Source organism: Micromonospora fulviviridis (genome assembly GCF_014648395.1).
GTDB lineage: Bacteria > Actinomycetota > Actinomycetes > Mycobacteriales > Micromonosporaceae > Micromonospora > Micromonospora fulviviridis.
Genome location: NZ_BMRA01000013.1, coordinates 17,418 through 41,902 on the forward strand (window position 1 = coordinate 17,418; position 24,485 = coordinate 41,902).

Annotated in this window: 24 protein-coding genes; 8 read left to right on the forward strand and 16 right to left on the reverse strand. The window is 72.9% G+C overall.

The genetic code is table 11. From position 1 onward, the window contains the following. Positions 1-47 precede the first annotated feature (47 nt). The 11 genes from IEY96_RS27895 to IEY96_RS27945 form a co-directional block, all read right to left on the reverse strand. Positions 48-1,049, reverse strand: a complete 1,002-nt coding sequence (locus IEY96_RS27895; protein ID WP_189197783.1) for an amidohydrolase family protein — start codon at positions 1,047-1,049, stop codon at positions 48-50. After that, on the reverse strand, positions 1,049-1,573 hold the full coding sequence (locus IEY96_RS27900; protein ID WP_189197784.1) for a 3-hydroxyanthranilate 3,4-dioxygenase: 525 nt from the start codon (positions 1,571-1,573) through the stop codon (positions 1,049-1,051). The genes IEY96_RS27895 and IEY96_RS27900 overlap by 1 nt, the downstream gene beginning before the upstream one ends. Continuing rightward, on the reverse strand, positions 1,570-1,992 hold the full coding sequence (locus IEY96_RS27905) for a RidA family protein (protein ID WP_189197785.1): 423 nt from the start codon (positions 1,990-1,992) through the stop codon (positions 1,570-1,572). Before IEY96_RS27905 ends, IEY96_RS27900 begins: the two co-directional genes overlap by 4 nt. Further along, entirely contained in the window at positions 1,989-2,762 is a 774-nt protein-coding gene (locus IEY96_RS27910) for a 2-keto-4-pentenoate hydratase (protein WP_189197786.1), read from the reverse strand. Before IEY96_RS27910 ends, IEY96_RS27905 begins: the two co-directional genes overlap by 4 nt. Then, on the reverse strand, positions 2,759-3,820 hold the full coding sequence (dmpG, locus tag IEY96_RS27915; protein WP_189197787.1) for a 4-hydroxy-2-oxovalerate aldolase: 1,062 nt from the start codon (positions 3,818-3,820) through the stop codon (positions 2,759-2,761). Before dmpG ends, IEY96_RS27910 begins: the two co-directional genes overlap by 4 nt. Further along, positions 3,817-4,749, reverse strand: coding sequence for an acetaldehyde dehydrogenase (acetylating) (locus IEY96_RS27920; protein ID WP_189197788.1), 933 nt, complete (start codon positions 4,747-4,749; stop codon positions 3,817-3,819). The genes dmpG and IEY96_RS27920 overlap by 4 nt, the downstream gene beginning before the upstream one ends. After that, the gene (locus IEY96_RS27925; protein ID WP_189197789.1) at positions 4,746-5,540 is read right to left on the reverse strand and encodes a 2-keto-4-pentenoate hydratase; all 795 of its coding nucleotides are present in this window, start codon (positions 5,538-5,540) and stop codon (positions 4,746-4,748) included. Before IEY96_RS27925 ends, IEY96_RS27920 begins: the two co-directional genes overlap by 4 nt. A 65-nt stretch (positions 5,541-5,605) precedes the next feature. Then, positions 5,606-7,087, reverse strand: coding sequence for a 2-hydroxymuconic semialdehyde dehydrogenase (locus tag IEY96_RS27930; protein ID WP_189197912.1), 1,482 nt, complete (start codon positions 7,085-7,087; stop codon positions 5,606-5,608). A gap of 20 nt (positions 7,088-7,107) precedes the next feature. Further along, complete coding sequence (locus IEY96_RS27935) at positions 7,108-8,442, reverse strand: FAD-dependent oxidoreductase (protein WP_189197790.1); 1,335 nt, start codon at positions 8,440-8,442, stop codon at positions 7,108-7,110. Continuing rightward, positions 8,439-9,716: a kynureninase gene (kynU, locus tag IEY96_RS27940; protein WP_189197791.1), complete on the reverse strand. Its 1,278-nt coding sequence runs from the start codon at positions 9,714-9,716 to the stop codon at positions 8,439-8,441. The genes IEY96_RS27935 and kynU overlap by 4 nt, the downstream gene beginning before the upstream one ends. 14 nt (positions 9,717-9,730) lie before the next feature. Then, complete coding sequence (locus IEY96_RS27945) at positions 9,731-10,615, reverse strand: tryptophan 2,3-dioxygenase (protein ID WP_189197792.1); 885 nt, start codon at positions 10,613-10,615, stop codon at positions 9,731-9,733. 142 nt (positions 10,616-10,757) lie between these two features. Here IEY96_RS27945 and IEY96_RS27950 point away from each other — a divergent pair, with 142 nt between their 5' ends. From IEY96_RS27950 to IEY96_RS27960, 3 genes are all read left to right on the forward strand, one after another. After that, the gene (locus tag IEY96_RS27950) at positions 10,758-11,228 is read left to right on the forward strand and encodes an Lrp/AsnC family transcriptional regulator (RefSeq protein WP_189197793.1); all 471 of its coding nucleotides are present in this window, start codon (positions 10,758-10,760) and stop codon (positions 11,226-11,228) included. Positions 11,229-11,319: 91 nt separating this feature from the next. Continuing rightward, positions 11,320-11,829 carry a hypothetical protein gene (locus IEY96_RS27955; RefSeq protein ID WP_189197794.1) on the forward strand — a complete coding sequence of 170 codons (510 nt, stop codon included), beginning with the start codon at positions 11,320-11,322 and terminating at the stop codon, positions 11,827-11,829. A gap of 13 nt (positions 11,830-11,842) precedes the next feature. Then, positions 11,843-12,667 carry a class F sortase gene (locus tag IEY96_RS27960; RefSeq protein ID WP_189197795.1) on the forward strand — a complete coding sequence of 275 codons (825 nt, stop codon included), beginning with the start codon at positions 11,843-11,845 and terminating at the stop codon, positions 12,665-12,667. A 7-nt stretch (positions 12,668-12,674) separates the two neighbouring features. Here IEY96_RS27960 and IEY96_RS27965 read toward each other — a convergent pair whose 3' ends face one another. Further along, entirely contained in the window at positions 12,675-13,214 is a 540-nt protein-coding gene (locus tag IEY96_RS27965; protein ID WP_091319047.1) for an HNH endonuclease, read from the reverse strand. Between the two features lie 286 nt (positions 13,215-13,500). Between IEY96_RS27965 and IEY96_RS27970 the strand changes: the two genes are divergently transcribed. The 3 genes from IEY96_RS27970 (at position 13,501) to IEY96_RS27980 (ending at position 16,661) form a co-directional block, all read left to right on the forward strand. Next, complete coding sequence (locus IEY96_RS27970) at positions 13,501-14,556, forward strand: mechanosensitive ion channel family protein (RefSeq protein WP_308429954.1); 1,056 nt, start codon at positions 13,501-13,503, stop codon at positions 14,554-14,556. A gap of 249 nt (positions 14,557-14,805) precedes the next feature. After that, positions 14,806-16,191, forward strand: coding sequence for an MFS transporter (locus tag IEY96_RS27975; protein WP_189197796.1), 1,386 nt, complete (start codon positions 14,806-14,808; stop codon positions 16,189-16,191). A 50-nt stretch (positions 16,192-16,241) separates the two neighbouring features. Next, entirely contained in the window at positions 16,242-16,661 is a 420-nt protein-coding gene (locus IEY96_RS27980) for a globin (RefSeq protein WP_373293663.1), read from the forward strand. Between the two features lie 25 nt (positions 16,662-16,686). On the opposite strand, the gene IEY96_RS27985 is transcribed toward IEY96_RS27980, so the two are convergent. The 4 genes from IEY96_RS27985 to ettA all read right to left on the reverse strand — a co-directional run bounded on the left by IEY96_RS27985 (position 16,687) and on the right by ettA (position 20,177). After that, positions 16,687-17,268, reverse strand: coding sequence for a type III secretion system chaperone family protein (locus IEY96_RS27985; RefSeq protein ID WP_189197797.1), 582 nt, complete (start codon positions 17,266-17,268; stop codon positions 16,687-16,689). Positions 17,269-17,399: 131 nt separating this feature from the next. Continuing rightward, positions 17,400-18,068: a DUF8185 domain-containing protein gene (locus IEY96_RS27990; protein WP_189197798.1), complete on the reverse strand. Its 669-nt coding sequence runs from the start codon at positions 18,066-18,068 to the stop codon at positions 17,400-17,402. Then, positions 18,065-18,508: an acyl-CoA thioesterase gene (locus IEY96_RS27995; RefSeq protein ID WP_189197799.1), complete on the reverse strand. Its 444-nt coding sequence runs from the start codon at positions 18,506-18,508 to the stop codon at positions 18,065-18,067. Before IEY96_RS27995 ends, IEY96_RS27990 begins: the two co-directional genes overlap by 4 nt. Then, positions 18,501-20,177: an energy-dependent translational throttle protein EttA gene (gene ettA / locus IEY96_RS28000; protein ID WP_189197800.1), complete on the reverse strand. Its 1,677-nt coding sequence runs from the start codon at positions 20,175-20,177 to the stop codon at positions 18,501-18,503. The genes IEY96_RS27995 and ettA overlap by 8 nt, the downstream gene beginning before the upstream one ends. Positions 20,178-20,486: 309 nt before the next feature. Between ettA and IEY96_RS28005 the strand changes: the two genes are divergently transcribed. Both IEY96_RS28005 and otsB read left to right on the forward strand, forming a co-directional pair. Continuing rightward, positions 20,487-21,887 (forward strand): alpha,alpha-trehalose-phosphate synthase (UDP-forming), encoded by a 1,401-nt coding sequence (locus tag IEY96_RS28005; RefSeq protein WP_091269672.1) that lies wholly within the window; start codon positions 20,487-20,489, stop codon positions 21,885-21,887. Positions 21,888-21,922: 35 nt separating this feature from the next. Then, a complete protein-coding gene (gene otsB / locus IEY96_RS28010) occupies positions 21,923-24,484 on the forward strand; it encodes a trehalose-phosphatase (RefSeq protein ID WP_189197915.1) in 2,562 nt (853 codons plus the stop codon). Position 24,485: the final 1 nt, after the last annotated feature.

Below are 24,485 nucleotides of genomic sequence, written 5' to 3' on the forward strand. Positions count from 1 at the left end.
GCACCTGATGCACTTCTCACGCGCCGGCCAGCCGGCCGGTACCGCGGTCAGCCGTGCAGGAAGCGCAGGGCGTTGCGGGACAGCAGCTTGTCGCGCTGGTCGGCGCTGAGGAAGTCGGCCTTGCGGACCACCTGCCCGACCGGGCGCTCCCCCAGCGGGTACGGGTAGTCGCTGCCCACCAGCACCCGGTCCTCGCCCATGGTGTCGACCAGCAGCCGCAGGGCGGCCGGCTCGAAGACCACCGAGTCCACGCTGAACCGGTCGACGTAGGCGCTGGGCGGGGCGCTGGACGCGCCGCGTACCAGGTCGCCGCGGCGGTGCCAGGCGTTGTCGGCGCGGCCCAGCCAGAACGGGAAGCTGCCGCCGCCGTGCGCGAAGCAGATCCGCAGCGTCTCCGGCACCCGGTCGAACACCCCGCCGAGGATCAGCGCCAGCACCGACAGGTGCGTCTCGGCCGGCATCCCGGTCAGCCAGCGGGCCATCCACCGGTCCAGCCGGGGCCCGCCCGGCATGTCCCACGGGTGCACGAAGACGGGCGCGCCGACCTCGGCGCAGTGGGTCAGGAACTGCACGATGCCGGCGTCGTCGAGGTCGCGGTCGCCGACGTGGTTGCCGATCTCCACCCCGGCGTGCCCGGCGGCCAGGCAGCGGTCCAGTTCGGCGCAGGCGGCGTCCGGGTCCTGCAACGGCACCTGGCAGAACGGCACCAGCCGGTCACCGCCCCCGGCGGTGACCTCCAGGGTGAGGTCGTTGAAGATCCGGGCGACCTTCACGGCCTGGTCGGCGGGGCGGTCGTAGCTGAAGAAGACCGGGGTCGGCGAGACGACCTGCACGTCGACGCCGTCGGCGGCCATGTCGGCGAGGCGGGTCTCCGGGTCCCAGCACTCCGCGCCGACCGGCCGGAACTCCGTCTCCCCCACCATGATCATGGCGGCGCGCTCGGAGTCCACCCGGAGCCAGGGCCAGCCGGACCCGCCGCAGGCCGCGGCGAGGTCCGGCCACCCCTTGGGTACGACATGCGTGTGCACGTCGACGACGGGTCCCGGCATCAGCCCTTGCCCGGGTGCAGGGCGCCGCAGTTGCCGCAGGTGCGGGCCTTCTCGTCGGCGTAGAACTCCGCGAAGACCGGGGGCAGGTCGGCGGCGATGTCGCGGACCTGGAGCTCCACCTCGTGCACCTTGTGGCTGCACTCGGGGCAGTACCACTGGAACTTCTCCAGCGTGCCCTCCTCGCGGACCCGCTCGATCACCATGCCGATCGAGCCGGTTTCGGGGCGCTGCGGCGAGTGCGGGGTGTTGCGCGGCAGCATCCACATCTGACCCTCGCGCACGTGCACCGTACGCGGCCCCTCGGGCAGCATGAGGTTGATGTGCATGTTGCCCTTGACCTGGTAGAAGAACTCCTCGTACGGGTCGACGTGGAAGTCGGTCCGCTGGTTCGGGCCGCCCACCACCATGACGATGAAGTCGTCACTGCCCGGCAGCATCTCCTTGTTGCCCACCGGCGGCTTGAGCAGGTGCTGGTTCTCCCCGATCCAGCCTTGGAAGCTGAACGGCTCGGCGATCTCACTCATGACTGACCTCCCGACGGACGTAGGGCCACGGCCTGCATCTCGATGAGCAGGTGCGGGTGCGGAAGCTGGTGCACGGCCACCGTGGTCCGGGTCGGCCCGGTGGCGTCGAAGAACTCCGCCCACACCTCGTTGTAGCCACCGAAGTCGTTCATGTTGACCAGGTAGCTGGTGACCTGCACCAGATCACCCAGGTCGGCGCCGACCGAGCGGAGCAGGTCGCGGATGTTCCCGACCACCGCCCGGGTCTGCGCCCGGATGTCGAGGTCGGTGGTGCCGAACTCGTCGACCGAGACACCGGCGAACGTGTTGTCCGGCCGGCGCGACGACGTACCCGAGACGAAGACGAACCCGCCGGCGACCTTGACGTGCGGGAAGGCGCCGCGCGGCACGGCCTTCCCGGCCACCACCCGGGCCGTCATGCGGCCGCCTTCAGGGACGCCGTGCCGAGCTTCTCCACGACGGCCCGGACGTGCGCGCCGGGGCGCAGCGGCACGGCGGCGGTGGCCGCGCCGGCCAGGAAGACCCAGCCCTCACGGAGCCGGACGCCGTGCCGGCCGGCCAGCCGGATGCCCTCGTCCAGGGCCCGGCGCGGGTCGCCGAGGATCGCGGCCGTCGAGCCGACCTGCGCCACCCGCCCGTCGATCTCCAGCAGCACGCCGAGGTTGTCCAGCCCGTCCGGAACCGGCGACCAGGGCCCGACCACGAACGCGGCGGCCGAGGTGTTGTCGGCGACCACGTCCGGCAGGGAGAAGGTGAAGTTGGCGTACCGGGAGTCGATCAGCTCGATCGCCGGGGCGACCGCGCGGACCGCCTCGCTGAACGCGCCGACCGGCTCACCGGGCTCGGGGAGGCGGTCCAGCAGGAACGCCACCTCCGGCTCGACCCGGGGGTGGATGAAGTCGGCCACGTCGACCGTGCCGCCGTCGGGCACCCGCATCACGTCGGTGAGCCGGCCCCAGATCACCTCGTCCACGCCGACCTGGGCCATCTTCGCCTTGCTGGTCAGCCCCATCTTCAGCCCGACCAGCCGCTCGCCGCGGTCGAGGCGACGCTGCAGCAGGGCAGCCTGCACGGCGTACGCGGCGTCCACGTCGAGGCCGGTCTCGGCGGCGAGTTGCGGGATCGCGGTGGCCGAGTCGGCGGCCGCGCCCAGCTTCTCGGCGATCCCCGCAATGTCCGGCCCGATCATGAGTGCTCCTTGCTCGCCAGGTCGAGTGCCACGTCCACGATCATGTCCTCCTGGCCGCCGACCATCCGGCGCCGGCCCAGCTCGACCAGGATCGAGCGGACGTCCACCCCGTACTTGGCCGAGGCGCGCTCGGCGTGGCGGAGGAAGCTGGAGTAGACGCCCGCGTACCCGAGGGAGAGCGTCTCCCGGTCGACCTGGACCGGCCGGTCCTGGAGCGGGCGGACCAGGTCGTCGGCCGCGTCCATGAGCGCGAACACGTCGCAGCCGTGCTTCCAGCCGTGCAGCTCGGCGACCGCCACGAAGACCTCCAGCGGGGCGTTGCCGGCGCCCGCGCCCATGCCGGCCAGCGACGCGTCCACCCGGACGGTCCGGCCGTGCGGGGCGTCCGCGCCGGCCGGCCCCGGGCCGGGGATCCGGCCGTGCTCGACCGCCAGCACGCTGTTCGCCACCCCGAGGGACAGGTTGTGGTGGGCGTGGATGCCGATCTGCGTCTCCGGTTCGAGCACCTGCCGGTACGCGTCGACCCGCTGCGCCACGTCGGACATGAGCAGCCGCCCGCCGGAGTCGGTGACGTAGACGCAGTGCGCCCCGTACGACTCCATGAGCTTGGCCTGGGCGGCCAGCCCGGCCGGGTCGTTCATGTGCGACATCATGAGGAACCCGGAGACGTCCATGCCGTTCTCGCGGGCCCAGGAGATGTGCTGGGCGGAGATGTCCGCCTCGGTGCAGTGGGTGGCGATCCGGACGCTGGTCACCCCGAGCGCCTTGGCCGCCTTGAGGTCGGCGATGGTGCCGATTCCGGGCAGCAGCAGGGTGGTGAGCCGCGCGTTGGTCAGCACCTCGGCGGCGGCGGCGATCCAGTCGGCGTCGCCGGCCGCACCGTGGCCGTAGTTGACGCTGGAACCGGCCAGCCCGTCGCCGTGCGCCACCTCGATGGCGGCCACCCCGGCCGCGTCGAGCGCGGCGGCGATGGTCCGCACCTGGTCCACCGTGTACCGGTGGGCGATGGCGTGCATGCCGTCGCGCAGCGTCACGTCCTGGATGTACAGGTCGGTCATGCCGGCACCTCCTTCGCCCGCAGGGCCACCAGCCGCTCGGCGGTGCGCAGCGCGGCCGAGGTCATGATGTCCAGGTTCCCGGCGTACGCGGGCAGGTAGTGCCCGGCGCCGGAGACCTCCAGGAAGACAGAGACCTGGAGCCCGGTGAAGTGCCGGCCCAGCACCGGCGCGTACGTGTCCACCCGGTCGAACTGCACGTCCTGCTTGAGCCGGTAGCCCGGGACGTACTCCTGCACGGTCTTCACCATGTCGGCCACGGAGGCGGCGATCGCGGTGCGGTCGGCGTCGGCGTCCGGGCAGAGGCAGTAGACGGTGTCCCGCATGAGCAGCGGCGGGTCGGCCGGGTTCAGCACGATGATGGCCTTGCCGCGCTCGGCGCCGCCGACCACCTCGATGGCCCGGGCCGTGGTCTCGGTGAACTCGTCGATGTTGGCCCGGGTGCCCGGCCCGGCCGACTTCGACGCGATCGAGGCGACGATCTCCCCGTACGCGACCGGGGTGACCCGGCCGACCGCGTGCACGATCGGCACGGTGGCCTGCCCGCCGCAGGTCACCATGTTCACGTTGGGCTGGTGCAGGTGTTCGTCGAGGTTGACCGGCGGCACCACGTACGGGCCGATGGCGGCGGGCGTCAGGTCGACCACGGTCCGGCCGTGCGCCCGCAGCACCGCGTCGTGGCGTCGGTGCGCACCCGCCGAGGTGGCGTCGAAGACCAGCTCGACGTCGGCGAACTCGGGCATGGCGACCAGGCCGTCGACGCCCTCGGCGGTGGTGGCCACGCCGAGCCGCCGCGCCCGGGCCAGCCCGTCGGACGCCGGGTCGATCCCGGCCATCGCCACCATGCGCAGCTCGCCGCTCAGCCGCAGCACCTTGATCATCAGGTCGGTGCCGATGTTGCCCGACCCGAGCACCGCCACTCCGACGGTCATGAGGCCTCCTTGGAGAAACAGGTCCGCACCGAGCCGAGCCCGGAGATCCGCGCCTCGTACGCCGCGCCCGGCGTCACGGGCACCATGGGGCCGAGCGCCCCGGAGAGCACCACGTCCCCGGCCTTCAGCGGGTCACCGGCGCGGGCCATGGTGCCGGCCAGCCAAAGGAGTGCGTGCAACGGGTTGCCGAGGCAGGCCGCCCCGGCGCCGACCGAGACGGGCTCGCCGGCGTGCTCCAGCACCATGCCGCAGAGCCGCAGGTCCACGTCGGCCAGCCGGCGGGGCGCGGTGCCGAGCACGAAGAGCCCGCTGGAGGCGTTGTCCGCCACCGTGTCCACGATGGAGATGTCCCAGCCGGCGATCCGGGAGTCGACGATCTCGATGGCCGGCAGCACGTGGTCGACGGCCCGGATCAGGTCGACGGTGGTGACCCGCTCGTCGGGCAGGTCGGCGCCGAGCACGAAGGCGATCTCCGCCTCCACCCGGGGCTGGAGCAGCCGGCTCATCGGCACCTCGACGCCGTCGCCGACGGCCATGTCGTCGAAGAGCACCCCGAAGTCGGGCTGGAAGACGCCGAAGTTCTCCTGCACGGCCCGGGAGGTGAGGCCGATCTTCGCGCCGACCCGGCGGTGACCCTTGCCGAGCCGCTGCCGGGTGTAGACCTGCTGCACCTGGTAGGCCGCCTCGATGTCGCCCTCCGGCAGCAGCCGCCCGCGCAGCGGCGGGCACGGCTTCTCCTCCTGCCGGGCCACGGCCAGCTCCCGGTTGGCGGCTTCGATGTCGACGGTCATCCCGGCTCCTCGCTGCGTGCGCTGACGACGCCGGCCATTCTGCCCGTCGCGCGCACCCCGCGCGCTCATGAGAGGTCCACGCAGACGTTGGTGAGTTCGGAGTAGAAGTCGAGCGAGTGCACCCCGCCCTCCCGGCCGATACCGGACGCCTTCACGCCGCCGAACGGGGTGCGCAGGTCGCGCAGGAACCAGGTGTTCACCCAGACGATGCCGGCGTCCAGCCGCGCCCCGGCCCGGTGCGCCCGGCCCACGTCCCGGGTCCAGACGGTCGCCGCCAGGCCGTAGTCGGTGCCGTTGGCCAGGGCGTACGCCTCGTCCTCGTCGTCGAACGGTGCGACGTGCACCACCGGCCCGAAGATCTCCTCCCGGTTGGTGCGCGCGTCCGGGCCCAGGCCGGTGAGCACGGTCGGCTGTACGTACGCGCCCCCGTCGCGGGCGTCACCGAAGCGCGGCGTGCCGCCCCCGGCGCGCACCTCGGCGCCCTCCGTGCGGGCCAGCCCGTAGTGGCCGAGCACCTTGTCCCGGTGGGCGTGCGAGATCAGCGGCATGTTGACGGTGGCCTCGTCGGCCGGCCAGCCGTACGCCAGCTCGTCGGCACGCTTGGCCAGCCGGGCCGTGAACTCCTCGAAGACCGGCCGCTGCACGTAGATCCGCTCGGTGCAGAGGCAGACCTGGCCCCCGTTGGTGAAGCTGGACCGGACCGAGCCGGCGACCGCCGCGTCCAGGTCGGCGTCGGCGAAGACCAGGCCGGCGTTCTTGCCGCCCAGCTCGAAGCTCACCGCCTTCACCCCGTCGGCGGCGGCCCGCATGATGGCGCTGCCGGTGGCCGACTCCCCGGTGAAGGTGATCGCGTCGACGCCCGGGTGCCGGGTGAGGTGCTCGCCGGCCGAGCCGGGGCCGAAGCCGTGCACCAGGTTGAACACGCCCTCGGGCACGCCCGCCGCGGCCATCACCTCGGCGAGCAGGGTCGCCGACGCCGGGGTCTCCTCGCTGGGCTTGACCACCACGGCGTTGCCGCAGGCCAGGGCCGGGGCGACCTTCCAGGTGAGCAGGAGCAGCGGCAGGTTCCACGGCACGATGATCGCGACCACGCCGACCGGCTTGCGGACCGCGTAGTTCAGCGCCCGCCCGCCGGTCGGGGTGACCGTGGTGAACGACTCGGTCGGGGCGGTCGCCACGATCTCGGCGAACGCCCGGAAGTTGGCGGCCCCACGGGGGATGTCCAGCGTGCGGGCCTGGGAGATGGCCTTACCGGTGTCGGCGACCTCGGCGGCCACCAGGTCGTCGAAGCGGCGTTCCAGCTCGTCGGCGACCCGGCGGAGCACCTCGGCGCGTTCCCGCTCGCCCATCCGGCCCCACGGGCCGCGCAGCGCCGCCCGAGCGGCGGTCACCGCGTCGTCCACGACGGACTCGCCGGCCTCGACCACCTCGAAGACCGGCTCGCCGGTGACCGGGCTGCGCTTGGTGAACCGCGGCCCGGCGTCGGTGAAGGAGCCGCCGACGAAGTTGCGCAGCAGCCCGGGGCCGTCCGGCGCGTGCCCGGCCATCAGCCGGGGATCCCAGAGGGTCATCCTCGCCTCCCCCGGCCGAGCGCCACCGCCGCACCGGCCAGCGCCGCCAGCGCGCCGGCCGCCACCGCACCCACCACCCGGTACTGCCGGCGCACGCGGCGGCGCACCTCCGCGTACGGGGTGGTCGAGAAGGAGACCAGCTCGTACTGCGAGACGTAGCGGCCGGGCAGGGCGCGCTCCAGCGCGTGCTCGATCTTCTTGCGGGTCTGGAACACCGGCGAGGCGACCTTGTCCCGCATCTCCACGAAGTTGGTCAGCGCCATCCGGGCGATCGCCTCGGCGTTGGCCTGCCGGCGGTGCTGGAACAGCGGCAGCGCCGACGCCCACTGGTCGCCGCACTCGTCCAGGCAGCGGTCCAACTCGACCACGTCCTCGAACGCGCAGTTCGCGCCCTGGCCGTAGAACGGCACGATGGCGTGCGCCGCGTCGCCGAGCAGGCCGACCCTGCCGGCCACCTGCCACGGCGTGCAGCGGACGGTGCCGAGCACCCCGACCGGGTTGTGCTGGTAGTCGTCGACCAGGTTCGGCGCGAGCGGCACCAGGTCCGGGTAGTGGGTGGCGAAGTACGTCTCGATGGCGGCCGGGCTGCCCAGCGAGGCGAAGCTCTGCGTGCCGTGGGTCGGCCAGAACAGCGTGCAGGTGAAGGAGCGGTCCGGGTTGGGCAGCGCGATCATCATCGAGGTGCCGCGCGGCCAGATGTGCAGCGCGCCCGGGTCCAGGGCGAACTCGCCGCCGATCGGCGGGATGGTGAGTTCCTTGTAGCCGTAGTCCAGGAAGTCCAGGCTCTCGGTCACCGCCCCGTACGCCAGCAGCTGCCCGCGCACCGCTGAGCCGGCGCCGTCGGTGCCGAGCACGACCGACGCGGTCTCGGTGACCTTGCCCTGCGGGGTCTCGAAGGTCATCTCGCCGCTGGCCGGGTCGAGCCCGACGAGCCGGTGGTCGAAGGCGATCCGCACGCCCGGCAGCGCGGCGGCGGCGTCCAGCAGCGCGTTGTTCAGCGCGCCCCGGCTGATCGAGTTGATCGCCCGGTCGCCGGAGACGCTGTACGACTGGAACTGCGGCTCCCCCTCCACCGGGTGGATCATCCGGCCCCGCATCGGCAGCGCGTCCGTCATCACCTGCCGGTCCAGGCCGATCCGCCGCAGCGCGTCCAGGCCGCGCTCGGAGAGCGCCAGGTTGATCGAGCGCCCCCGCTCGACCCGGCCGGTGCGCGGGTCCGGCCGCCGCTCGTAGAGGGCGACCGGGTAGCCGCGCCGGGCCAGGAAGCAGGCCAGCAAACAGCCGGCCAGTCCGGCGCCGACGACGGCGATCTCCTCGCGCTCGGCACTCATCGGTTCACCTCCACGGTCGCGGCCAGCGCGTCGGCGACCCGCCAGCAGTCGTGGTACGTCGAGTAGAGCGGCACCGGGGCGAACCGGACGACGTCCGGCTCCCGGGCGTCGGCGATCACGCCGTGCTCGTGCCGCAGCCGCTTGGTCAGCTCGCTGGCGCTGCCCGCGCCGATCCGGACCGAGAGCTGGCAGCCTCGGCGCTCCGGGTCGCGTGGGGTGATGACGGTCAGCGGCCGGTCCGCGGTCACCTCGTCGAGCAGCCGCTCCAGATAGCCGGTGAGCCGGAGGCTGCGCTCGCGCAGCGCGGGCATGCCGACCGAGTCGAACAGCTCCAGCGAGGTGCGTACCGGGCCCATCGCGAAGATCGGCGGGTTGGAGATCTGCCACGCCTCGACGGTGGCCGGCGGCCGGGAGACCGGGGTCATCTCGAACCGGGTGGCCGCCTCGGTGCTCCACCAGCCCTCGAAGCGGGGCAGGTCCGGGTCGCCGAGGTGGCGCTCGTGGACGAAGACTCCGGCCAGGGCGCCGGGACCGGAGTTCAGGTACTTGTAGGAGCACCAGGCGGCGAAGTCGACGTCCCAGTCGTGCAGCGACAGCGGCACGTTGCCGGCCGCGTGCGCCAGGTCCCAGCCGACCATCGCGCCGGCGGCCCGGCCCGCGGCGGTGATCGCCGGGATGTCCATCAGCTCGCCGGTCAGGTAGTTGACCCCGCCGAGCAGCAGCAGCGCCACGGTGTGCCCCTCGGCGGCCAGGAAGTCGAGCACGTCCTGCGTCCGCAGGTTGTCCTCGCCGGGGCGCGGCTTGAGGCGGACCACGGCGGTGTCCGGGTCGAGGCCGTGGAAGCGGGCCTGGCTGCGGACCGCGTAGCTGTCCGAGGGGAAGGCGCTGTCCTCGATGACGATCCGGGTCCGCTCCCCCGCCGGCCGGTAGAAGCTCACCATCAGCAGGTGCAGGTTGACCGTGAGGGAGTTCATCACCACGGTCTCCGCGGGGCGGGCGCCGACCAGTCGCGCGGCCGGCGCCGTCAGCAGTTCGTGGTACGGCAGCCAGGGCCGCTCCGCCTCCAGGTGCCCCTCCACGCCCAGCCGCCGCCAGGCGTCCAGGTCGGCCAGGAGTTCCTCGCGGGTGGCCCGGGGTTGCAGGCCCAGGGAGTTGCCGGCCAGGTACGCCACCTCGGGGTAGCGCCCGCCCTCGGCCGGCGGCACCAGGAACAGGTGCCGGTGGCCGGGGTCGGCGGCGTCGCGGGCGCGGGCGTCTTCTTCGGGGGTGTGCATGCTGCTCTCTCCGGTCACATCGCGGTACGGGCGGACCATAGCTCCGGGAAGACCACCCGGGCCATGCTCCGCTGCAACCAGGCCAGCCCGGCGGAGCCGCCGCTGCCGACCTTGGCCCCCATCGAGCGCTGCACCGCCTTGATGTGGTGCCAGCGCCAGTCGCTGAACCCTTCGGCCACCTCGGTCAGCGCCTCGCCGAGCAGGCGCAGGTGGTTGTCGGGGCCGCCGTCGGCGTAGATCCGCACCCAGGCGGCCTCGACGGCGGGGTGCGACTCGTGCTCGGTCGCCACGTCCCGCTCCAGCAGGTCGGCCGGCAGCTCGAAGCCGCGCCGGGCGAGCAGCGCCACCACGTCGTCCCAGAGGCTCGGCGTGGTCAGTGCGGCGGTCAGCTCGGCGTGCACCTCGGGCTGCCGGCGGAACGGGCGGATCAGCGCCGGGTCGCGCAGGCCCAGCAGGAACTCCAGCTGGCGGTACATGGCCGACTGGAAGCCGGAGCCCTCGCCGAGCCGGTCGCGGAACCGGTTGAAGTCGGCCGGGGTCATCCAGCGCAGCCCCTGCCAGGCGGCGTTGAGCCCCTCGATGTGCAGGGCGGCACGGCGCAGCGGGGGCAGCGCGTCCCAGATCCGGTTGGCCCGCAGCTCGCGCTGGGCGTGCCGCAGCTCGTGGCAGGTCAGCTTGAAGTACAGCTCCATGATCTGGCTGACCATGAGGAAGGACATCTCGCCCGGGTCGTCGCTGAGCGGCTGCTGGAGCTGGTGCAGCGTGCTGGCGTGCACGTAGGCGTCGTAGGGCACCCGGTCGGCGAACTCCAGGGTCGGCTCGCCGCCGTTGCGCGCCGCGCGGACCGCCCGCTGCTGCGAGGTCGCCGGCCGCACCGCCGTCGTCTGTTCCACCGTCATCTCCCTTCGTACGCCGGGGTAGACGACATGATGCCGCTGGTTGATCCGCAGATGGAATGCCTGTTCAACGGCGGTACGGTAGTCCCACCTGTCGAGCCGAAGGCGTCTTCGGCACTCGACTTCACGGAAGAAAGGTCACCGCGTGGACGACATGGACTGGGCGCTGCTGCGCGAACTCCAGGCCGACGCCCGGCTCTCGTACAGCGAGCTGTCCCGCCGGGTGCACCTCTCCCCGCCCGCCGTGGCCGAGCGGGTACGCCGGCTGGAGGAGTCGGGGGTGATCACCGGCTACCACGCGCACGTGGACCTGACCCGGGCCGGCCGGACCGTGCTCGCGCTGATCCGGATGTCCTGCTACGGGTCGCGCTGCATCCTCAACGACCCCGAGGTGGCGGACTGGCCGGAGATCATGGAGATCCACCGGATCACCGGCGACGCGTGCAGCATGCTCAAGGTGGCCGCCGGCACGATGGGCGAGTTCGAGGGGGTCATCGACCGACTCGCCCCGTACGGCCAGCCGTCCAGCACGATGGTGCTCTCCACGCCGCTGGAGTGGCACCCGGTCACCCCGCTCCCGCCCGCCGGAGCGCCCCCGGCCGGCCGGCGCCGCTGATCCGCCCCGGGTTTGCCCTGGGATCAGGGGGAATTCAGCCCGCGCTGCCCGTCAGCAGGATTCCGGTGCGCCGCACCGGAAGGGGGGAATCATGCGAGGGCTCCTGTCACACCGCGCACTCCGGGGCGTTCTGGGCCTGCTCGGCCTGATCGCGGCGTTCGTCCTGGCCACGGCCTCCCCGGCGCGCGCCGGGGAGAACGTCTTCGTCGAGGTCACGCCGAACAGCGCCCAGGCCGGCACCCGGGTGAGCATCCGGGCCAGTTGCGACAACAACAACGACCGGCAGGCCCAGGTCACCTCGGACGCCTTCGGGCGGGTGATGCTCCGGCCGGACAACGGCTTCCTGACCGGGGCGGTCACCATCCCCGGCAACAAGGCGCCCGGTGACTACCCGGTGAACCTGGAGTGCTCCAACGGCCAGAGGACCTCCACCATGCTCACCGTGCTGAACATGGCCCAGCCGAGCAAGGGCCCGGCGACCGGCGGAGGGGGCACCGCGGGCGGCCGGGGCGCCGGTTCGCTGCTGCTGGTCGGCGGTCTGGTCGCGGTCGCCGTGGTGGCCGGGGTGGGTGCCCGCCGCAAGACCGGTAGCCGCTTCTGACGGGGGTGCGGCCATGGCCCGCCAACCGCGCCGCGCCCGCCGGGGCCGGCACCGGGCCGGGTCCCGGGCCGCCGTCGGGCTGCGACTGGCGTCCCGCGCCTCGCGCCGGTTCGTCCGCGCCGCCGGGCACGCCTTCTCGGCGAGCGTCACCACCGCCGACCCGCACGCCCGCCCGGTGCCGCCGCGGCCCGCCCCGGCCGCCGGCCGCTGGCGGTACGCCGCCCAGCGCGGCCCCGGCGCCCCGGTGCTCGTCGTCGCGGCCCTGATGGCGCTGATCGTGGCCATGCTGGGCGTGGAGCAGGTGACCGGCGTCAGCGTGCTGCCGGAACAGCTCACCGCCGGCCTGCGCCCGCCGCCGAAGAAGTTCCCCGTGCTGTCCGGCAGCCCGCCGACCGACCTGACCATCAGCAAGATCGACCTGCGGGCGCCGGTGCACCGGGTGGGCATCGCCCCGGACGGCAGCATCGCGGTGCCCGACGTCGGCCGGGCCGGTGAGGTCGGTTGGTACGACCAGGGCCCCACCCCCGGCCAGTACGGCCCGGCGGTCATCGTGGGGCACGTCGACACCACCACCGGGCCGGCCGTCTTCCACGACCTGAAGAACCTCGACGACGGCGACCGGATCGAGGTGACCCGGCAGGACCGCTCGGTGGCCGTCTTCGAGGTGACCTCGATCGAGCGGTACGGCAAGGAGCGGCTGCCGGTGCGGGAGGTCTACGGCGACTTCAGCCGGCCAAACCTGCGGCTCATCACCTGCGGCGGCCGCTGGGTGGGCGGCGAGACCGGCTACGCGGACAACCTGGTGGTCTACGCCTCGCTGGTGAAGGCGCGCCAGTGAGCGCCGCTCAGGCCGCCTCGGTCTCCGGCTCGCGCAGGTCGAGCCAGTCGGCCCAGCGCGGGTCGGGCGCGCGGTGGCCGAGCACCCGCCAGGCCGTGCCCTTCGGGGCCGCCGGCAGGTTGTGCAGCCGCCAGCCCAGCTCGGCCGGCGTCTTGTCGCCCTTGGTGTGGTTGCAGCGGGCGCAGGCGGCGACCACGTTCTCCCAGGCGTGCCGGCCGCCCCGGCTGCGCGGGAAGACGTGGTCGATGGTCTCCGCCGGACCGCGGCAGTAGGCGCAGCGCCAGCCGTCCCGGGCGAAGATCGCCCGGCGGGAGAGCCCGACGTGGGTGCGGTAGGGAACCCGGACGTAGCGGGTCAGCCGGACCACCGAGGGGACCGGGAGCGCGTTGCGCGCGCTGTGCAGGATGCCTTCGCCGTCGGCCACGCAGACGGCCTTGGCGGAGAGCACGAGGATCGCGGCGCGACGCACCGACACGACGCACAGGGGCTCATAGGTGGCGTTGAGAACGAGCGCACCGGAGCCCGCCGTGGGTCGTATGTCAGGCATCGCGCTCACCCTCCCGGTCCAGCCGCTCCGGCCACCATGGCGCCGGGCGCGCCCCGCGGGCAGCGGGGAACGACACCGACGCCGGCCGGATCACCGACGTCCGTTGCGCCAATAGTCCCTGATCGCGCCCCGGATTGCACGCACTAATCCGGGGTACCCTCGGGAAGCTGTCTCCGCCCGTGTCACGATGACCGGTTCCGCCCGGCATGATCGGTTGGCCGCCCCGTCGGCGGGAGGCGGGCGGGTCGCCAGCGGGCGCCCAGCGACCTTGCGGTACGAAGGCAGGGTGAGTCCCGCCAACCTGCTGCTCCATGCGCTGTCCGCCGTCGAGCCGAGCCCGTCCCCGTCCGTCGACTGCCGCACCGACACCTGGTGCAAGAACGTCTACGACATCACCGGCTCGGCGTGGTTCGCCGAGGGCAGCTACTGGATCGTCCTGAAGCCGCTGCGGATCGTGCTGATCCTGCTGCTCGCCGTGGCCGCCCGCTGGGCGCTGCACCGCACCATCAACCGGCTGGTCCGGACCACCACCGAGGGCGCTGTGCCCACCATGCTCCGCCCGCTGCGCGAGCGGATCCCCAGCGCCACGCTCGACCCGGAGCAGTTCGTGCCGGAGCGGCGGCGCCAGCGCGCCGAGGCCATCGGCTCGGTGCTGCGCAGCATGGTCACGGCGTTCATCTTCGGCATCGCGCTGCTCATGGTGCTCAAGGAGTTCAGCTTCGACCTGGCCCCGCTGCTGGCCAGCGCCGGCATCGCCGGCGTGGCACTCGGCTTCGGCGCGCAGAGCCTGGTGAAGGACCTGATCGCCGGCCTGTTCATGCTGATCGAGGACCAGTACGGCGTCGGCGACACCGTCGACCTGGGCGAGGCGACCGGCGTGGTGGAGGCGGTGGGCCTGCGGGTCACCACGGTCCGGGACGGCCGGGGCGTGCTCTGGTACATCCGCAACGGCGAGATCGTCCGGGTCGGCAACAAGAGCCAGGGCTGGGCCCTGGTCGTGGTCGACCTGCCGATCGGTTTCGCCGGCACCGAGGAGGCCACCGCGGTGCTGCGTACGGCGGCCGCCTCGGTCGCGCTGGACCCGGAGCTGTCGCCGCAGATCGTCGAGGAGCCGGAGGTGCTCGGCGTCGAGCAGATGACGGTCGACGGCGCGGTGATCCGTACCGTGGTCAAGACCACGGCCGACGGGCAGTTCGCGGTCGGACGCGAGCTGCGCCGGCGGCTCGCCGAGGCGCTGGAGAACTCGGGCATCACCGCGCGGATCGCGGCGGCCCGGCTCTATCCGGGGCTGCCGCCCCGCCCCGCGGCCCCGGGCGAGACGGGCACCGGCGGGGCCACCTGACGCGGGTCTCCGGTCGGCCGGGCGGGCCGGACGATTTTCGGGGGTCGCGCACCGCGCGGCCCCTCGGGTATCGTCCGTTCGTTCAGTCGGAGATGCGACGATCAATCCGTTCACCCTAGCCAGTTGTCAGACGATCGGGCAGAATCCGGTGAACACGCTCCCCAAAGGAGCGTGCTCGTGTCCTCGCTGATCCGTAGATCTGACGACGGTTCCCAGGTCAGGCCATCACGAGTGGTCGGCCCGGGAACGATGGAGGCGACGGTGTCCGACGAGCGACCCGCCCAGGAGGGCCCGGCCACCTTCCGCGATCTGTTCAGCCTCGCGGAGTTCCGCGTCCTCTTCACGGCAAGCGCTCTGTCCTGGATCGGTGACTACGTCGCGAAGGCCGCGGTCACCGTCCTGGTCTACCGGCAGACCGACTCGGTGACGCTCTCGGCCGCCGCGTTCGCGGCAAGCTACCTGCCCTGGCTGGTCGGCGGCCCACTGCTCTCCGCGCTCGCGGAGCGATACCGCTACCGGCAGGTCATGGTGGCCTGCGACCTGGTGCGGATGGCGTTGATGGTGCTGGTCGCCCTGCCCGGGATGCCGCCCTGGGCGATCCTCGCGCTGATCTTCGCGACCACGCTGGCCAACCCGCCGAGCCAGGCCGCCCGGTCCGCACTGATGCCGCAGATCCTGGCCGGCGACCGGCTGGTGGTCGGCCTGTCGGTCTCCGCGAGCACCGGGCAGGCCGCCCAGGTCCTCGGCTACCTGCTCGGCGCGGCGATCGCCGTGGTCAACCCGGCCGCCGCGCTGCTGATCAACGCGGCCACCTTCGGCCTCTCCGCCGCGCTGGTCCGCTTCGGCCTGCGGAACCGGCCGCCCGCCATGACCGAGGCGCATCGCAGTCACCTGCTGCGGGAGACCGCCGAGGGGTTCCGGCTCGTCTTCGGCCGCCCGGTGCTGCGCGCCATCGCCGTGCTGGTCTTCAGCGCGATGGTCTTCTCGATCGTCCCCGAGGGGCTCGCCGCGGCCTGGGCCGCCGAGCGGAGCGGGGACGGCATGGACACCGGCACCGCCCAGGCGGTCATCATGGCCGCCAACCCGGTCGGTTACATCCTCGGCGGGCTGATGGTCGGGCGGCTCGTCGCCCCGGCCCGCCGGCTGGCCCTGATGCGCCCGCTCGCGGTGATCGCCCCGGCGGTGCTCGTCCCGGCGGTGCTCGACCCGCCGCCCATCGTCGTGGCGCTCCTCGCGGCCGCGTGCGGCTTCGCGGTGGCCGGGCTCATCCCGGTCGCCAACGGCCTCTTCGTCCAGGTGCTGCCGGACGGCTACCGGGCCCGCGCCTTCGGCGTGATGGCCAGCGGGACCCAGATCATCCAGGGTGCCGCCGTGCTGGCCACGGGGGCTCTCGCCGAACGGTTCACCATCCCCTCCGTGGTCGGGTTGTGGAGCGCCGCCGGCGTGCTGCTGATGCTCCTCGCGGTGCTCACCTGGCCGCGCCCGGCGACGATCGAGGCGGCCGTCGAGGTCGCCCGGGCGGAATCCGCCGCGACGGCCACCATGGCGGCGCCCGCCACGCACACCCCGGCCCGGGGGACGGCGGTGGGCGACCGGGCCGGCGAGCGCAGCCGGCGCCGGCACGCGGTGACCTGACTCCCGCTCCGGCGGTGGGCGGGAGCCGCCTCCGGGCGGCACCTGGCAGGATGGGTGACGTGACTTCCCCTGGCGAGTCGATGACCCTCTTCGAGGCGATCGGCGGCGAACCCACCTTCCGCAAGCTGGTGGACGAGTTCTACGCCGGTGTCGCCACCGACCCGCTGCTGCGGCCCATGTACCCGGAGGAGGACCTGGGCCCGGCCGCGGACCGGCTGACCCTCTTCCTCATCCAGTACTGGGGTGGCCCGCACACCTACTCCGAGCAGCGCGGTCACCCCCGGCTGCGAATGCGGCACGCGCCGTTCCGGATCGGCGCGGTCGAGCGGGACGCCTGGCTGCGCCACATGCGCCGGGCGGTGGACCGGCTCGACCTGCCGCCGCAGCTCGCCGCCGCGCTCTGGGACTACCTGGAGCGGGCCGCGTACTTCATGGTGAACGTGATGGAGGACCCGGCGGCCGAGGGCTGACCGGCCGGCGGCCGCGCCGACCCCGTCAGAGCAGGGCTCCCTCGTCGTGCAACCAGTCGACGAAGGTGGTGGCCACCGCCGCACCGCAGTCGAGCATCTCGACCAGCAGCGCGTCGTGGGTGCCCGCCCCGAGCGGCACCTGGAGCTCGGCGTAGATGGGCAGCTGGCCGCGCTCGGTCGGGTCGCCGATGTACGCCTTGCAGAACCGCCGGGTGTGGTTCCACTCGTTGACCACCCGGTAGGCGCGGTCGGCCCAGTCCGGTGGCACCGTCGCGTGCGGGCGGGCCCGCATCACCAGGATCTCGTCCTCGGGGCCCTCCAGGGTGACCAGCACGGCGTGCCGCTCCCACATGGCCAGCAGGTTGCCGTCGCCGTCGGCCAGGTAGCGCACGTCGAGCAGGTCGAGCGCGTCGCAGACCCGGCCGAGGGTGACCGGGGCGACGGTTGCCGGCATGTCGGCGATCACGGGCCGCTCGGCCGCCGCGTCGTCCGCCGGCTGACGGGGGGTCGGTGGTCCGACCCGGACGGTGTCTTCCACTGTGGTCCCGCTTCGAGTTTCCGGATCGCCGCCACTGGCGGGACCTGGGCGCCATGACCACCACGGCATCGCTCGCGCACCTCACTCCCCAGCGGATCCAGTCGCCTACGGTGCGTTGGATCCGAGGATGGACGGTACCCGGACAGCCGGGATGAGGCATCCCCCCAACGGCTGCCCCAAACCGGAAGAATGAACGGGGGTCATCCGTTCGGATGACCTCGGGTGGGCGTCACGGCGAGGTCTGCGACCTTCCGCGACCAGGCTGCTCCGTACGGTCCGACGAGCCCGACCCAACGGCCGGCGGTGCGCACCTGAACGTCGCCGGCGCCGAGGAAGCCCATCCGGACCAGCCCCTGCACCAGCCGCTGCGGCACCTCCACCGGGGCGTCCGGCGCGTCGTCGGGGGTCACCACCACGGCGACGTGGTCGAGCAGCGCGTCCCGCAGGGCCCGCTGGCCCACCGCCCGACCGGCCACGCCGTGGGTGGACGCCTCGCGCAGCGTCCCGGCCGCCGCGGCGGCGATCCGCCGGACCTCCGCGCCGGGCAGCGCCTCCACCGCCCGGCTGGCCACCGGCGGCAGCGGCCAGCGCCACCCGGCGTCCCGGCGCGGGGGCAGCGCGTCGCCGCCGGCCGACAGCTCCGCCAGCAACTCGGCCGCCGCGACGGTGGCGTCACCCGGCGCCGTGCCGGGGACGGTACGCACCACGAGCACGTCCCACGGCAGCCGCGCCCAGAGGGCCGTACGCCCGGCCCCCGGCACCGGCCGGAGCCGGACCAGGACGGCCGGGTCCAGCCGGACCAGGCGGGCCAGGAAGGCGCCCGCGTCGGCCACCCCGTCCAGCCCGTGGCCGGTGGCCGGCGCGGTCATGCCGGCAGCCCGGGCGCGTACCGGAGCAGGAAGGCCCGCTCGTCGGCGGAGATCCGGCGGGGCCGCTGCGCGGCCAGGTCGAACGGGACCAGCACCGAGCGGGCCCGGCTGGCCAGCACGTCCCGGTCGTAGAGCTCGTAGGCGATGGTGAACGAGGCCGCCCGGATCTCCTCCACCCAGAGCTCGATCCGGACCGTCGGGGCCGCCTCCGCGGTGGCCCGGCCCAGCGCGTAGTCGACCGGGCGCAGGTAGTCGACCTCGTGCCGGCGGATGACCACCCCGTCGGCGAACGAGCCCACTCCCCACGCCCGCCCGCCGGCGAACATCATCGCCACCCGCGCCTCCTCGTACAGGGTGAGGAAGCGCGAGTTGTTGACGTGGCCGTACGCGTCCAGGTCGGACCAGCGCAGCGTGCAGTCGTAGACGAACTTGTCAGTCACGGGTGAGCTTGCGGTACGTCACGCGGTGCGGCCGGGCGGCCTCGGCGCCGAGGCGGTCGATCTTGTTCTTCTCGTACGCCTCGAAGTTGCCCTCGAACCAGAACCACCGGGCCGGGTTCTGGTCGTCGCCCTCCCAGGCCAGGATGTGCGTGGCGACCCGGTCCAGGAACATCCGGTCGTGGGAGATGACCACGGCGCAGCCGGGGAACTCCAGCAGCGCGTTCTCCAGGCTGCCGAGCGTCTCGACGTCGAGGTCGTTGGTCGGCTCGTCGAGCAGGATGACGTTGCCGCCGATCTTGAGGGTCAGCGCCAGGTTGAGCCGGTTCCGCTCGCCGCCGGAGAGCACCTTGGTCGGCTTCTGCTGGTCCGGCCCCTTGAAGCCGAACGCGGCGATGTACGCCCGGGACGGCATCTCGACCTTGCCCACGAGGAGGTGGTCCAGCCCGTCCGAGACGGTCTCCCAGACCGTCTTGTCCCCCGCCAGGCCGGCCCGGCTCTGGTCGACGTACGACAGCGAGACGGTGTCGCCGACCCGCACCGTGCCGGCGGTCGGCTCCTCCAGGCCCACGATGGTCTTGAACAGGGTGGTCTTGCCGACGCCGTTCGGGCCGATCACGCCGACGATGCCGTTGCGCGGCAGCGAGAACGACAGGCCGTCGATCAGCACCCGGTCGCCGAACGCCTTGACGAGGTTGTTGACCTCGATCACGGTGTTGCCCAGGCGCGGGCCCGGCGGGATCTGGATCTCCTCGAAGTCCAGCTTGCGGGTCTGCTCGGCCGCGGTGGCCATCTCCTCGTAGCGGTCGAGGCGGGCCTTGGACTTGGTCTGCCGCGCCTTGGCGTTGGAGCGGACCCACTCCAGCTCCTCGTCGAGGCGCTTCTTCATCTTGGCGTCGCGCCGGCCCTCGACCGCCATCCGCGCGGCCTTCTTCTCCAGGTAGGTGGAGTAGTTGCCCTCGTAGCCGATGGCCCGGCCCCGGTCCAGCTCCAGGATCCAGCCGGCCACGTTGTCGAGGAAGTACCGGTCGTGGGTGATGGCGATGACGGTGCCGGCGTACTTGGCCAGGTGCTGCTCCAGCCACTGCACGCTCTCCGCGTCCAGGTGGTTGGTGGGCTCGTCGAGCAGCAGCAGGTCCGGCGCCTCGAGCAGCAGCTTGCACAGCGCCACCCGGCGGCGCTCACCGCCGGAGAGCTGGGTCACGTCGGCGTCCGGCGCGGGGCAGCGCAGGGCGTCCATGGCCAGCTCGAGCTTGGAGTCGATGTCCCACGCGTCGGCGTGGTCCAGCTCCTCCTGGAGCTTGCCCATCTCCTCCATCAGCTCGTCGGAGTAGTCGGTCGCCATCTGCTCGGCGATCTTGTTGAACCGCTCCAGCTTGGCCTTGGTCTCGGCGACCGCCTCCTCGATGTTGCCGAGCACGGTCTTGGCGTCGTTGAGCGGCGGCTCCTGGGCCAGCATGCCGACGGTGTAGCCGGGCATGAGCCGGGCCTCGCCGTTGCTCGGCTGGTCCCAACCTGCCATGATCTTGAGGAGGCTGGACTTACCGGCGCCGTTCGGACCGACCACACCGATCTTGGCCCCCGGCAGGAAGTTCAGCGTCACGTTGTCGAGCACGACCTTGTCGCCGTGCGCCTTGCGCGCCTTTTCCAGGACGTAGATGAACTGGGCCACGGTGCGGGCTACCTCCGTCGGTTGCGATCGCGAACTGGCGGGCGCGGGCGCGGGCCGTGAGGTCCGCCCGCCGCCGCCGGCCGGGGCCGGCCGCGCGCACGCCATCCTCAATCCTGACAGGTACGCCCCGCTCCGCCCACATCACCCCGCCCCAGGAGTACGCGGCGCGCCGCAGCTGTCGACAAGATCACGACCTGGATTCGGCGCTTCCGGGAAGGGTAGGGAACTCCGGCACGGGGCAACAGACGCCGCAGCTACGCTCAGTACGCTCATCGCGGTGGACCCGTCAGCAACCGGAGGTGGCCGATCGTGACCGTCCGTAGCTCCTTTGTCGTTGTGGCGAACCGACTGCCGGTCGACGAGGTGAGCACACCCGAAGGGCGGCAGTGGCGACGCAGCCCGGGCGGCCTGGTGACCGCGCTGCACCCGGTGCTCGCCGAGCACCAGGGCACCTGGGTCGGCTGGGCCGGCGGCACCGGCGCCGCCCCCGAGCCCTTCGACCTGGAGGGGATCCGGCTGCACCCGGTGCCGCTGAGCGCCGAGGAGCTGGAGCGCTACTACGAGGGGCAGTCGAACGCGACGATCTGGCCGCTCTATCACGACGCGGTCGAGACCCCGGCCTACAAGCGGCGCTGGCGCGAGGCGTACCGGCTGGTCAACGCCCGGTTCGCGGAGGCCGCGGCCGACGTCGCGGCCGAGGGGGCCACGGTCTGGGTGCAGGACTACCAGCTCCAGCTCGTCCCGGCGATGCTCCGCGAGCTGCGGCCGGACCTGCGGATCGGGTTCTTCCTGCACATCCCGTTCCCGCCGATCGAGCTGTTCATGCAGATGCCGTTCCGCACCGAGATCCTGCGCGGCCTGCTCGGCGCGGACCTGGTGGGGTTCCAGCAGCGGCTGGCGGCGCAGAACTTCGTCCGGCTGGCCCGGCACCTGCTCGGCCTCCGCTACGAGGGGCAGATGATCCAGGTCGACGGCCGGCAGGTGAAGGCCGGCGCGTTCCCCATCTCGATCGACACCCGGGAGATGGAGCGGCTGGCCGAGGACCCGGCGATCCAGGCCCGCGCCAAGCAGATCCGCGAGGAGCTGGGCAACCCGAAGACGATCATCCTGGGCGTCGACCGGCTCGACTACACCAAGGGCATCGAGCTCCGGCTGAAGGCCTTCCGCGAACTCCTCGCTGACGGAAAGTTGACAGTTCCCGACGCGGTTATGGTGCAGGTCGCCACACCGAGCCGCGAGCGCGTGGAGCACTACCAGGCACTTCGGGTGAAGGTGGAACGCGAAGTAGGCCGGATTAATGGCGAATTCGGACGGGTCGGCGTGCCGGCGGTGCATTATCTGCATCAGTCGTACAGTCGCTCCGAACTGGCCGCGATGTACGTCGCGGCAGACGTGATGATGGTGACCCCGCTGCGAGACGGAATGAATCTGGTGGCCAAGGAGTACGTCGCATCGCGCGCCGACCAGGGCGGCGCGCTCGTGCTCAGTGAGTTCGCCGGCGCCGCCACCGAGCTGCGCCAGGCCTTCCTGTGCAACCCGCACGACCCCGACGCGGTGAAGGACGCGCTGCTGCGTGCCGTGCACGTCGAGAAACCCGAGGCCCGACGCCGGATGCGGATAATGCAACGCCACCTGCGCAGCCACGACGTGGGCCACTGGGCCAAGTCCTTCCTGACCGAACTGGGCGTCCCCGATGCGGAGGCTGCGTGAGCGCGAACACCTCCACCACTCCGCCCGGCGGGGTGATGGATCCCGAGCTGCGCGCCGCGATCGGCCGGATCGCCCGGGTCCCCCAGCTCCTGGTCGCCTGCGACTACGACGGCACCCTGGCCCCGATCGTCGAGGACCCGAGCAAGGCCGTGCCGCTGCCCGAGTCGGTGGCCGCGGTCCGCGCTCTCGCGTCCCTGCCGCAGACGAGCGTCGCGGTGGTCTCCGGCCGCGCGCTGCGCGACCTGGCCACCCTCTCCCGGCTGCCCAGCGAGGTGCACCTCGTCGGCAGCCACGGCTCCGAGTTCGACATCGGGTTCGTCGAGCGGCTCACCCCGGAGCTGATCGCGGTCCGCACCCGGCTCCGCAACGAGCTGCGCGAGATCGCGGCGGCCCACCCGGGCGTCCGCCTGGAGCGCAAGCCGGCCAGCGTCGCCGTGCACACCCGCGGGGTCGACCCGCAGATCGCGGCCGCGGCCATCGAGGCGGTCCGCAGCGGCCCCGCCACCTGGGAGGACGTCACCGTCACCCAGGGCAAGGAGGTCATCGAGCTGTCGGTGGTGGCGACCCACAAGGGCACCGCGGTCGACCAGCTCCGGACCCAGCTCGCGGCCAGCGCCGTGCTGTTCATCGGCGACGACGTCACCGACGAGAACGCCTTCGGCAACCTGCACGGGCCCGACGTCGGCATCAAGATCGGCCCGGGCGACACCCGGGCCGACTACCGGGTGGCCGAGCCCATCGAGGCGGCCCGGGCGCTGGGCCTGCTGCTGGAGACCCGGCGGCACTGGCTCTTCGGCGAGCGGGCGGTGCCGATCGAGCGGCACTCGATGCTGGCCAACGGCCGCACGGTCGCTCTCGTCACCCCAGAAGCCAAGATCACCTGGCTGTGCCACCCGAAGCCGGACTCGGCGGCGATCTTCGCCGACCTGGTCGGCGGCAGCCCGGCCGGGCACTTCACCGTCGGCCCGCAGCGGGGCGGCATCCCGCTGGGCCAGCGCTACCGCAGCAACACCATGACCGTGGAGACCCGCTGGTCGGGCCTGACCGTGACCGACTGGCTGGACCTGCCGGCGAAGGAGACCACGCCCGACGGCCCGGCGATCGTCACCGGCGACTCGACGCTGGTCCGGGTGCTCAGCGGCACCGGGCGGGCCCGGATCGACTTCGCCCCGCGTCCCGAGTTCGGTCAGGTCGCCGTGCAGCTCCAGCCGCTCGACGACGGGCTGCTGGTGCTCGGCTCCAACGAGCCGGTGGCGCTCTACTCGCCCGGCGTCGAGTGGGAGGTCACCAACGACGCCGGCTACGAGACCGCCAAGGCGGTGGTGGACCTGTCGGCCGCCGGCGGCCAGGTGGTGCTGGAGCTGCGCTTCGGTACCCAGAGCCTGGAGCACCACCGGGTGCCCATCCACGAGCGGCAGGCCGCCGCCGAGCAGCCCTGGAAGGACTGGGTGGCCTCGCTGCGGCTGCCCGGCACCGCCCGGGACCTGGTGGCCCGCAGCGCGCTCACCCTGCGCGGGCTCTGCCACGAGCCGACCGGCTCGATCCTCGCCGCGGCGACCACCTCGCTCCCCGAGGAGCTGGGCGGCGTCCGGAACTGGGACTACCGCTACTGCTGGCTGCGGGACGCGGCGATGACCGCCCGCGCGCTGGTCGACCTCGGCTCCACCGAGGAGGCGGAGGGCCTGCTGCGCTGGGTCGACGGCGTCATCGACCGCACCGGCGGGCACCCCGAGCGGCTGCACCCGCTCTACACCGTCGACGGCTACGAGCTGGGCGCCGAGGCGGTCATCGACACCCTGCCCGGGTACGCCGGCTCCCGGCCGGTCCGGGTCGGCAACCTCGCCAACCACCAGCTCCAGCTCGACGTGTTCGGCCCGGTCGCCGACCTGATCGCCGCGGTGGCCGACGCCCGGGGCTCGGTCCGCGAGGACGAGTGGCGGGTGCTGGAGAACATGGTCGAGGCGGTCCGCCGCCGCTGGCACGAGCCCGACCACGGCATCTGGGAGGCCCGCCTCCCGCCCCGGCACCACGTCTTCTCCAAGGTCATGCTCTGGATGACCGTCGACCGGGCGCTGCACGTGGTGCGGCAGCACGGCGGCGAGGACCGGCCGGAGTGGGTCGAGCTGCGCGACCGGATCGCCGACAACGTGCTGGAGCACGGCTGGCACCCGGAGGCGGAGGCGTACAGCGTCGCCTACGGGTACGAGGAGATGGACGCCTCGTCGCTCTGGATCGGCATCTCCGGGCTGCTCGCCGGGGACGACCCGCGCTTCCTGTCCACCGTGCTGAAGATCGAGGCGGACCTGCGGAGCGGCCCGGTCGTCTACCGGTACCACTGGGACGACGGCCTGCCCGGCCGGGAGGGCGGCTTCCACATCTGCACGGCGTGGCTGATCGAGGCGTACCTGCGCACCGGCCGGCGCAGCGACGCGGAGGAGTTGTTCGTCCAGATGGTCGACACGGCCGGGCCGACCGGGCTGCTCCCCGAGCAGTACGACCCGCTGGCCGAGCGCGGGCTGGGCAACCACCCGCAGGCGTACAGCCACCTCGGGCTGATCCGCTGCGCCCTGATGCTGGACAACATGCTCAAGCAGTGAG

Excerpts from the sequence above, each read along its gene's own strand:
- IEY96_RS27895 (WP_189197783.1), bottom strand. The coding sequence starts at position 1,049 with ATGCCGGGACCCGTCGTCGACGTGCACACGCATGTCGTACCCAAGGGG.
- IEY96_RS27900 (WP_189197784.1), bottom strand. The coding sequence starts at position 1,573 with ATGAGTGAGATCGCCGAGCCGTTCAGCTTCCAAGGCTGGATCGGGGAG.
- IEY96_RS27905 (WP_189197785.1), bottom strand. The coding sequence starts at position 1,992 with ATGACGGCCCGGGTGGTGGCCGGGAAGGCCGTGCCGCGCGGCGCCTTC.
- IEY96_RS27910 (WP_189197786.1), bottom strand. The coding sequence starts at position 2,762 with ATGATCGGGCCGGACATTGCGGGGATCGCCGAGAAGCTGGGCGCGGCC.
- dmpG (WP_189197787.1), bottom strand. The coding sequence starts at position 3,820 with ATGACCGACCTGTACATCCAGGACGTGACGCTGCGCGACGGCATGCAC.
- IEY96_RS27920 (WP_189197788.1), bottom strand. The coding sequence starts at position 4,749 with ATGACCGTCGGAGTGGCGGTGCTCGGGTCGGGCAACATCGGCACCGAC.
- IEY96_RS27925 (WP_189197789.1), bottom strand. The coding sequence starts at position 5,540 with ATGACCGTCGACATCGAAGCCGCCAACCGGGAGCTGGCCGTGGCCCGG.
- IEY96_RS27930 (WP_189197912.1), bottom strand. The coding sequence starts at position 7,087 with ATGGCCGGGCACGCGCCGGACGGCCCCGGGCTGCTGCGCAACTTCGTC.
- IEY96_RS27935 (WP_189197790.1), bottom strand. The coding sequence starts at position 8,442 with ATGAGTGCCGAGCGCGAGGAGATCGCCGTCGTCGGCGCCGGACTGGCC.
- kynU (WP_189197791.1), bottom strand. The coding sequence starts at position 9,716 with ATGCACACCCCCGAAGAAGACGCCCGCGCCCGCGACGCCGCCGACCCC.
- IEY96_RS27945 (WP_189197792.1), bottom strand. The coding sequence starts at position 10,615 with ATGACGGTGGAACAGACGACGGCGGTGCGGCCGGCGACCTCGCAGCAG.
- IEY96_RS27955 (WP_189197794.1), top strand. The coding sequence starts at position 11,320 with ATGCGAGGGCTCCTGTCACACCGCGCACTCCGGGGCGTTCTGGGCCTG.
- IEY96_RS27960 (WP_189197795.1), top strand. The coding sequence starts at position 11,843 with ATGGCCCGCCAACCGCGCCGCGCCCGCCGGGGCCGGCACCGGGCCGGG.
- IEY96_RS27965 (WP_091319047.1), bottom strand. The coding sequence starts at position 13,214 with ATGCCTGACATACGACCCACGGCGGGCTCCGGTGCGCTCGTTCTCAAC.
- IEY96_RS27975 (WP_189197796.1), top strand. The coding sequence starts at position 14,806 with ATGGAGGCGACGGTGTCCGACGAGCGACCCGCCCAGGAGGGCCCGGCC.
- IEY96_RS27980 (WP_373293663.1), top strand. The coding sequence starts at position 16,242 with ATGGGTGACGTGACTTCCCCTGGCGAGTCGATGACCCTCTTCGAGGCG.
- IEY96_RS27985 (WP_189197797.1), bottom strand. The coding sequence starts at position 17,268 with ATGCCGTGGTGGTCATGGCGCCCAGGTCCCGCCAGTGGCGGCGATCCG.
- IEY96_RS27990 (WP_189197798.1), bottom strand. The coding sequence starts at position 18,068 with ATGACCGCGCCGGCCACCGGCCACGGGCTGGACGGGGTGGCCGACGCG.
- otsB (WP_189197915.1), top strand. The coding sequence starts at position 21,923 with ATGGATCCCGAGCTGCGCGCCGCGATCGGCCGGATCGCCCGGGTCCCC.